The organism is Mesorhizobium sp. M0062 (genome assembly GCF_040323125.1).
Lineage (GTDB): Bacteria > Pseudomonadota > Alphaproteobacteria > Rhizobiales > Rhizobiaceae > Mesorhizobium.
The window spans coordinates 232,730-241,657 of the sequence record NZ_JAMYUO010000008.1 but is presented as its reverse complement, the minus strand read 5'-3'; the positions used below and the strand labels follow the sequence as shown (position 1 = coordinate 241,657).

Below are 8,928 nucleotides of genomic sequence, written 5' to 3'. Positions count from 1 at the left end.
CACGTCGTTGGTCAGCACGTTGCCGGTCACGATGGCGCCCTCGGCAGCATTGTTGCTGTTCGAGACTGCCGTCGGCACGTCGTCGGTGACGTCGATGGTGATGGTGTTGGTGATCGTGTTGCCGTTGGCGTCGGTGGCCTGGTAGGTGAAGCTCTCGACGTTGTTGACGGTGTTGGTGCCGTTGTTGGCGTCGACGCCGTCGACCGGCGAGGTCAGCGTGTAGCTGTAGGTGCCGTTGGCATTGAAGGTCAGCGTGCCGTGCACGCCGGTGGCGCTGCTCAGCAGTGCGTAGGTGTAGGGACCGGTGCCGCCCGACACATTGTCGACGACAGTGCCGGCGATGGTCTCGGCGGTGCTCGACGGGTTGCTGCCGATCGGCAGCGCCGCCTCGTTGACCGTCAGGTCGTCGTTGGAAGCGGCCAGGCCGCTGTCGGACAGGTTGATGGTGAGCGTCGTCGTCGACAGGTCGCCGTCGCCATCCATGATGGTGTAGACGAAGGTGTCCGTCGCGCCGCCGACCGGGACCACGTTGGGCAGGCCGTCATAGCTGTAGGTGCCGTTGGCGTTCAGCGTCAGCGTGCCATAGGTGCCGGGAATGCCCGCCCCGCCAAGCCCGCCGCTCACCGGCACTGCGGTGTTGCTGCCGGCGGCTACGCCGACAACCCCGCCACCGGCGGCAAAGCCGTCGGCGCCGGCCACGTCGTTGGTCAGCACGTTGCCGGTCACGATGGCGCCCTCGGCAGCATTGTTGCTGTTCGAGACTGCCGTCGGCACGTCGTCGACGATGTCTATGACGATCGCCGCCGGAGCCGAGGACGAGGTGCCGTCCGACACGGTGAGCGAGAAGGTCTCGGTCTCGGTGACGGCGGGAACGTCCGTGGTCGGACTGGTCAGCGTGTACTGGTAGGTCGCTAAGCCGGTTACCGCGTTGTAGCCGGTGATCAGCAGCGTGCCTTGGTCGCCCGGGAAGGTCGAACCGTTGAGGCTGCCGATGGCAACCGTGGTGCCGCCGATGGTGACGCTCTGGACGTCGTCGAGGCCGTCGGGGTCCGATACCGTGAAGGTGCCTGTCGCCACCGTGCTGCCGTTGCCGGCCGCCGAACCCGCCGCAAGGCCGGCTTCATAGACCAGGTCGTGCGCGCCGGCCGGGTTGCCCTGGTCGACGACGATCTGCGGCGCGTCGTTGGTGCCGTTGATGGTGATGGTCAGGGACGCCAGAGCGGTATCGCCGTCGCCGTCCGCCACAGCATAGTCGAAGCTCTCGGCCACGGTCTGGCCGACATCCAGCGCCTGTACCGCGGCATACCCGGCCGGGTTCTGGGCCTGGGTGTAGAGCACGTATGTGTAGCTGCCGTCAGCGCCCACCGTCAGCTCGCCGTAGGTTCCTGCTACATGATGATCGGCATCGACGCCGTCCCAGGTGATCGAGCCCAAGCCGTCGGTGCCGAGGTGATCCGCGTGGCCGTCGGTTGCGTTTGCGTCGGCGCCGCCTACGCCCGTGATCACATTGCCGTCCGCCGTGAGCGGCCCATCTTCGGTGACCGAGTCCTGATCGTTGACCGCAACCGGGCCATCATCCTGGAATTCGATGCTCAACGCGACATGGGATACGGCGGTGCTCGTGTCGCCGTCGAAATCGGTAATGGTGGCCTTGACGTGCAGGTCGGCGGCGACGGTCGCTATGTCGTCAAAGGCTGCGGTGCTTGAACCGTCGACATTGTGAGCGATCGGCTGATATTGCCCGATCCAGACCGCTCCGGTCGGATCGACATAAACCTTGAAGACGTCGACGCCGTTGGCAGAACCAACGAGAACGCCGTCCGCATTTGTCGAGAGCATGATCGCCGAGCCGTCGAGTGTCTTCAGACCGGAATCGACGTTTGACAGCGGATTGCCAATCGCGTCGGTGACGGCAAACGAGAATGTCGCGTCGTCATCGGCGCCGACCGAGGCGTTGAAAAGGCCGAGCGCGCTGGCTGACGATTTTGCGTAGCCCAACGCCCCCGGCTCGTCCACCAGAGCTGGCGGGGAGAGAGCGGTGTCATCCGCCGGATTGGGATCTGCGGCGTTGTTGACGCCGGCGGACTCGTCGTGGCTGACCCGGAAGACCTCGGTCTGCGTTGTGACTGTCGTGACCTTGGCTTCGATGCCGAAGATCTTGAACGGGTTGCCGCCAGTCAGGGTCGCATCGGTTCCGCCAGCGTTGGAATCGAAGGTAAAATCGTTGTAGTTGCCCACCTTGAGCTGGTCGAACGGGGTGCTGCCGATGACCTCGACAGTCGCACCATCGGGCACGCCGGCGAAGGCATAGCCCACCTGCACGCCGCCCTCGAAGACAGCCGTGCCGGCCGTCAGCACACCATTGATGCTCACGGTGAACGGCTCGAATGTGCCACCGTCCTTGGCGCCGATGAACATCACGGCGGCTTCGACACCCTGGGCTTCCGCAACATCGATCGTGAACTTGACCGAGTCGACGTCGTATGAACCACCGTCGGTGATGCTGGGCGGATTCGGATTGTTGGGGGCGATGACAAGATTGTTGACGAAGTCCATCGTCACGATTTCGGGGCCGGTCAAATGCGGATGGGTTTCGTATCCGTCGATGATCTGGCCGTCGCCAACGCCGATCTTGGTGCCGGTGGTGTTGACGGAATTGTCGCCTTCGTTGATGTCGACGGCGCTGAGCTTGATGTCGTGGTTGCCTGCGCCATCCATGCCGCGAACATCGGTGTTGCCGGCCTGCAGCGTGTAGACGATCGTTTCGGTCGTGGTTGTGGTCGTCGTGCCGGCATCCCGCGCGACGATCTGCGGAACGTCGTCGAGCACCTGGACCTTGAATGTACCAGCCGCCAGTCCGATGGTATCGCCGTCACCGTCCATGGCAACGACAAAGGCCGAAAGATCGACACCGCCATTGGCAAGCGTATTTTCGGTGTTGTCGCCCGGGAGCGTATCCAGAGTCGGATGATCGATCTGATCGATCAGGGTGAAGACATAGGAGCCGTCCGCACCGACGGTCAGGGTGAAAACAGGACGATCCGTGCCCGCCTGATAGCCGGCGCCGGCGCCTACATCGACATAGCCGGTCAGGGTCGTGCCGTCGGAGACGATGAGGACGTTGCCGCCTTTCGAATCAAATCCCGAATCCGATGGGGTGGTTTGGGTGACAAGGCCGAAGGCCGAGGTCGCATTCGGGCCGTCAGAGCCGAAGTCGACGATTGCATTCAATGCGCCGGCAGCACCGATGGCAACCGCGGAGTTTGTTCCGGTCACTTCGCCAGGCTGAAGATTGTCGGCATTTCCGGTGGACTGGCTGTTGTGCAGGCCATCCTCGTCGACATTCGCGGTGATCTGGGCGGTGCCAATGGCCTTCGGCCCGTCATCGTCGAAGGTGAATGCCGAGCCCTTGCCGTCGATCAGGTCGACGGTCGCCTTCTCGGTGACGGTGTCGCCGTCGCCGTCCTGGCGCGTCACCTCATATTGCAGCTGAACCTGGCCGCCATTGGTCAGCGACAGATTGAGTTCGGAATCGAACTTGTTGCCGTCGGCGCCATGGTTAAGTGCCTCATAGAGCGTGGTCTGCAGCTGCTCGGCGCCAAGCGCCCCGGTGATCGCGATGGTCAGAACCTGATCGCCATGCGTGTCGCGGCCGACGATCACTCCTCCTTCGAGGAAGAGCGTGACGGCGCCGCCGTCGGTGGCGGTGAGATTCGTGGCAAGGCCACCGGCCGGAATGCCGGTAAAGCTCAGATTCCCGGTAACGGTACCAGGACCGTCCGAACCATAGCTGCCGCCGACAGTGAACAGATTGGTCAGTCCGCCTGCTACCGCGGTGTTGACCTGCGCCAGGCCCGGACCGGCATCATCCGTGTTGGCGTTGCCGCCGGCATCTTCGGTCTCGCCGATAGCGCCATTGTAGCGATCCGCGCCAACCGTCTCGTCAAGCTCGACGGAAAGCAGGCCAGCCGCTCCATCGTGGGCGCCGACCGTTAGGCTTGGCCCATCGTCGTCGAAGGAGAATGCGGAGCCTTGGCCGTTGATCAGGTCGACGGTCGCCTTCTCGGTAATGGTGTCGCCGTCGCCGTCCTGGCGCGTTACCTCATATTGCAGCTGAACCTGGCCGCCATTGGTCAGCGACAGATTGAGTTCGGAATCGAACTTGTTGCCGTCGGCGCCATGGTTGAGCGCTTCGTAGAGCGTGGTCTGCAACTGCTCTGCGCCGGGCGCGCCGGTGATCGCAATGGTCAGGACCTGATCACCCTGCGTGTCGCGGCCGACAATCACTCCTCCTTCGAGGAAGAGCGTAATGGCCCCGCCGTCCGTGGAAATGAGATTCGTGGCAAGGCCACCGGCCGGAATGCCGGTGAATGCCAACTGCGCGGTCGTGCTGCCTGGCCCGTCGGCACCGTAGACGCCGCCAACGGCGAACAGCGAAGAAAGGCCACCCGCCAGGCCGGTCGTCACCTGGGCCAGGCCAACGCCGTCATCGGTGTTGGCGTTGCCGCCGGCATCTTCGGTCTCGCCGGCATTATAGCGGTCGCCGCCGACCGTCTCGTCGAGCTCGACCGAAAGCAACTGTGCCGCTTGCGCGGTTGCCTGGACCGAAAGCGTAGGGCCGTCGTCCAGCACACCAATATTGAGGGTCGCGGTGGCCGGATCATTGTCTGTGTCTGTAACCACGACGGCAAAGCTGTCGGAAACCCCCTCGGTCGTTCCGGTCGATGAGTTGTCGTGATGATCAAGAGTGTTGTCGGCAAGGGTATAAATCCAGCTATAGCCGTTCGTAGGATTGCCGGTGACCACGAGCGTGCCGTATTGCCCGGCAACGCTGCCGCCGTTGGTCACGTCCACACCGTCAATGACAAGCGTCCCGATGCCATCACCCGAGACGATGTTGAAGGTCCCTGAAACCTGCTCGGCGGTGCTGGCCGGGTCCGTCCCGTCGGAAAGCGCTGCCTCGTTGACGACAAATCCGGAGCCAATGTCGATTGTCGGCGTCGTATCTTCTTCCCTGACCCCGATCGTCAGCTCACGCGGCTCCAGCCGTCCAAATTGCAGGTCCGTCGGCGGCAACAATGCGGAAAGATCGAAGCCGTCGCCGATACCACCTGGGGGAATGGTGAAGTCGCCGCCGGCACTGCCTGGGGCGCCTCCGGGGCCGGCCGATATCGAACCATCAGCACCGAAGGCGACATCGACGTGGCTCGCTTCAAGAGCGGCCAGCAAGGCCACGCGCGGAACTTCGACATCACCGATGATGAAGGTCGGCACGTTGAGCGCGCCATCCTTGATGAGGATGACTGAACCGTCGGCCTGTTCCAGCAACAGATTGTGGCCGTCGACCTTGATGTTGTCGATGGAGACGTCCGCCGGAAGTTTCACGATGTTGCTGGCGTCGGCCACGTATTCATGCGGCGCGGCTGCCGCCGGCGCTTTCGCCTCCGCGGGTGCTGCCGGCTGAACGGGTGCGCCACTGCCGACATCGACTGGTACCGGCTCGGCAGGCGCCGCCTGAGCGGCCTGCGCTACCTGGATGCCTGCCTGCGATGGCGGGCCGCCATGTTCATGTGAAGAGTGCTCGTCCCAAGAATTCGAGACGGTATCCAAATCGTTACTCGTCGTCATCGCCAAACCCCTCCGGCATTTCCCGGATAGAGACAGTGACGACTTCTGCTTTGCAACTGTCCCGCAATCAATTTCATATATCCCAGTATGCAAGTCTCGGCATTTTTTTCGTGTGGTAAACCCGGAAGATATAATCTGATATGCATTGGCCGAGCCGCGCCTCGTTTGATATCCGCCGGCTGAGCTGGATTCGTAAATAGAAGTATAAATTTGAATAAAGTTTTACACAAAATAGGTATTCCCGATTGAAGGAAACTTATCCACCTTCCTTTCCAATAATTTGAGACAAGATTGGTACCGTCCACAGTCAAGAGGTGGGCGTTATGAAAAAAGAAAAATCTGCCCTGGGAATAACCGGGCTCAGGCTCCTCCTGCTGGCAATGGCGATCACAAGCCTGCCGCAGCCATCATCCGCGAAAGCCATTACCGTGAATGCCGGCGCTGCCGCTGGAGTTCTGGCGGCGGTCGAAACCCCTTCCAGTCTTGGCGGCGTTTCGCTGGCTCGGCCGCAGCCATGGCAGCCGGTTTCAGCCTACTGGATCGGCATGATTTTCAGCAGCTATGGTCCTGTTGCCGTTGATGAAAAGCGTGGTTCTTCGATCGCGCCGCCCGCCGCCGGGATCGACCCGATCCAGACGGCGGCGATCATTCCCGGCGTGTTCGGTTCGGTTGCCCTGTCAATGCGCAATTTCCCGGTTTCGGCGCGCTGGGCGCCGGTCTACAAGGCAATTGTCGACTGTACCGCGAGCAGCGCGTGCGAACGCAATAACAGCGCCTTTGCCGAGATAGTCAAGGCAGCCGGGAACAAGCGCTTCATCGATAAGTTGTCGTTCGTCAACTCAAGTATAAATCGCGCCATCGCCTACAAGAAGGACAGCGTGGTTTACGGCAGGCTCGACTACTGGGCCAAGCCCGCGGAAATCCTTGAGCGGCGGGCAGGGGACTGCGAGGATTTCGCCATCCTCAAGATGGCCGCGCTGCTGCATGCAGGCATCCCGGCGCAGAGCATGTCGCTGGTCGTCTTGCAGGATCGCAAGCGCGGTTTCTTTCATGCCGTGCTGTCGGTCAGCACCGGCAGCGGCGTCTTCATTCTCGACAGCCTGAGCAATGTCGTTTCGCGCGACACAGACCTGCCGACCTACGTACCGCTCTATTCGTTCAGCACGGATCGCGCGTGGATCCATGGCGCGAAGACCGGTTCTGCTCAAATCGCCGACATCAAGGGCGGCCTTTCGACGGTCGCGCCTGGTGAAGGCGTGCAGCCGTAAGCATCCTGCCAGAGAGTCTTGAGCGGTCTATCTCATTGTTTGACGCAATTCCCAAGGGAAAGCGCTACGCGCTTTCCCCGGAAAACTGCTCACACTTTTCCCGGAATTGCTCTAGCCGCCGAAGACGAACGCCATCAGCAGTTCCGGCTCGACCACCGGCGCCCGCACCGCGCTCAGTTGACCACGGTAGCGGCGGTCGCCGGCGCCTATGACGAAACCGGTCGCGACCGGCGTCTCGCCATTGGCGTCGAGCCTGGCGAATATGTCGGCGACATTGAGGTCCAGCGCCAGCTTGAGATCATGGCGCGCGTCCTCGTTCGGCGCCACCGGCAATTGACGTCGCACCAGTTGCTGGAACGGCGCATTGAAGGTCAGGATCTTCTTCGACGATGCCAGGGCAAAGGCCGGCGAGGGACAGGCGACGAGAATGGCGTTGATGGTCTTGATCGACGCGAGCCTCTGCAAGATGAGGTTCTGGTCGGCCAATCCACGCATGCAGGCTACGCGAATTGCCGATGTAAGGTTTCCGGCGTTGGCGTGGCTCTCTGCAATTTCCTCGATCAGTGTGCCGATGGTGCATTTGCGGCTTTCCGCCATCTGCTTCAGCGAAGTCCAGAACGCCCTCTCCAGACGAATGCCGCGGCGCGTGCCGCCACGCGCCACAACCCGGAACTCGAGGCCGAAATCCTCACTCGCCAGCGGTGGCAGCAGCCGGTCGCGATCGACCGGGCGGGAGATCGCACTATCGCTCACTCATTGCCTCCTCCCGCGCCTTGTTGATTGGTTTCAGAAGGTAGGTGAGAATCGTTTTGCGTCCGGTCTTGATGTCGACCGAACAGATCATGCCGGGGATGATCGAATAGGTCTTGCCGTCGCGTGTCAGGGTCGATTTGTCGGTGGCGACACGCACCTGATAGTACGGTTCGCCGGTCTTCTGGTCGACAAGGCTGTCGGCAGTGATGTTCGACACCTTGCCTTCGATGCCGCCGAAGATCGAGAAGTCATAGGCGGTCACCTTGATCAGGGCATCCTGGCCCGGCCGGATGAAGGCGACGTCCCGCGGTGAGACCCGGGCTTCGACCAGCAGGGTCTCGGACGTCGGCACGATACCCGCGACGACCGCGCCGGGCTGGACGAAGGCGCCGACCGTGTTGATGTCAAGCGTGTTGACGATACCATCGACAGGCGAACGGATATCGGTACGCGCCACCTTGTCGGTGGCACCGCGTATCGTCTCGTCCACCACCGAGAGATCGGCCAGCGCCTGCGTCAGATCGCTGAGCGCTTCCTGTTGCAGCTGGAGGCCAAGTTCGTCGACCTGAAGCTTGGCTTCCGTGATGGCAGACCTGGCTTTCTTGATGGTCTCTCCGGCAAGCGTCAGCTGACCATTGAGCTCGGTCTGCTCGCGCTCGACGCGGAGCTGCTCGGTTCGCGCCATCAGGCCCTTCTTGACCATCGCTTCGACCAGCTTCGCCTCCTGGTCGCTGACGGCCAGGTTCTTGGTGAGGCGATCGGCATTGGCGTTGGCTTCGTCGAGTTCCTTCTCACGCTGATCGAGGCGCGCCTTGAGAACCGACAGTTTGACTTCGAAGTTGTCGCGCCGCGCGATTAGCAGCTTCTGCTCGTTGTCGCAGATTTCCGGCGCCACCTTCTGAATCTCGGGCGGGCAGGGAAACGCGCCCTCTAGACTTCCGGTCTGTTCGAATTTGAGCCGTGCAATGCGCGTCTGCAATGCCCGCGCCTTGGCCTGCTGCTCGCCAAGGCTGGAAGTGTTGAAGGTGTTGTCGAGACGAATGATGAGGTCATTCTTCTTGACGACCTGACCGATCGTCACGGCGATTTCCTGAACCACGCCCGGCTCGCTGGCCTGGATGATCTGGGTCTTCGACGCCGGTATGATCTTGCCGTCGCCGCGTGCGATTTCATCGACCTCGGCGAAGGATGCCCAGGCTACCGAACTCGCAAAAAGCGCTCCGATAATGAATATCGAAGCCGACGCAAAAAGCGGCGGACGGTCTTCCCTGGCTAGCAT

Annotated in this window: 4 protein-coding genes; 1 reads left to right on the top strand and 3 read right to left on the bottom strand. The window is 62.0% G+C overall.

The genetic code is table 11. The features are described from left to right. Positions 1-5,628: beta strand repeat-containing protein (locus NKJ64_RS13040; protein ID WP_352462725.1), on the bottom strand; the 5,628-nt coding region annotated here is incomplete at its 3' end. 323 nt (positions 5,629-5,951) lie between these two features. Here NKJ64_RS13040 and NKJ64_RS13035 point away from each other — a divergent pair. Further along, positions 5,952-6,896: a transglutaminase-like cysteine peptidase gene (locus tag NKJ64_RS13035; RefSeq protein WP_352462724.1), complete on the top strand. Its 945-nt coding sequence runs from the start codon at positions 5,952-5,954 to the stop codon at positions 6,894-6,896. A 111-nt stretch (positions 6,897-7,007) separates the two neighbouring features. On the opposite strand, the gene NKJ64_RS13030 is transcribed toward NKJ64_RS13035, so the two are convergent. Continuing rightward, positions 7,008-7,649, bottom strand: coding sequence for a ribbon-helix-helix domain-containing protein (locus NKJ64_RS13030; protein WP_023826366.1), 642 nt, complete (start codon positions 7,647-7,649; stop codon positions 7,008-7,010). Next, entirely contained in the window at positions 7,639-8,928 is a 1,290-nt protein-coding gene (locus tag NKJ64_RS13025) for an HlyD family type I secretion periplasmic adaptor subunit (protein WP_023826367.1), read from the bottom strand. Before NKJ64_RS13025 ends, NKJ64_RS13030 begins: the two co-directional genes overlap by 11 nt.

What these genes read in the sequence shown, in the direction of transcription:
- NKJ64_RS13025 (WP_023826367.1), bottom strand. Translation starts at nt 8,928, where the DNA reads ATGCTAGCCAGGGAAGACCGTCCGCCGCTTTTTGCGTCGGCTTCGATA.
- NKJ64_RS13035 (WP_352462724.1), top strand. Translation starts at nt 5,952, where the DNA reads ATGAAAAAAGAAAAATCTGCCCTGGGAATAACCGGGCTCAGGCTCCTC.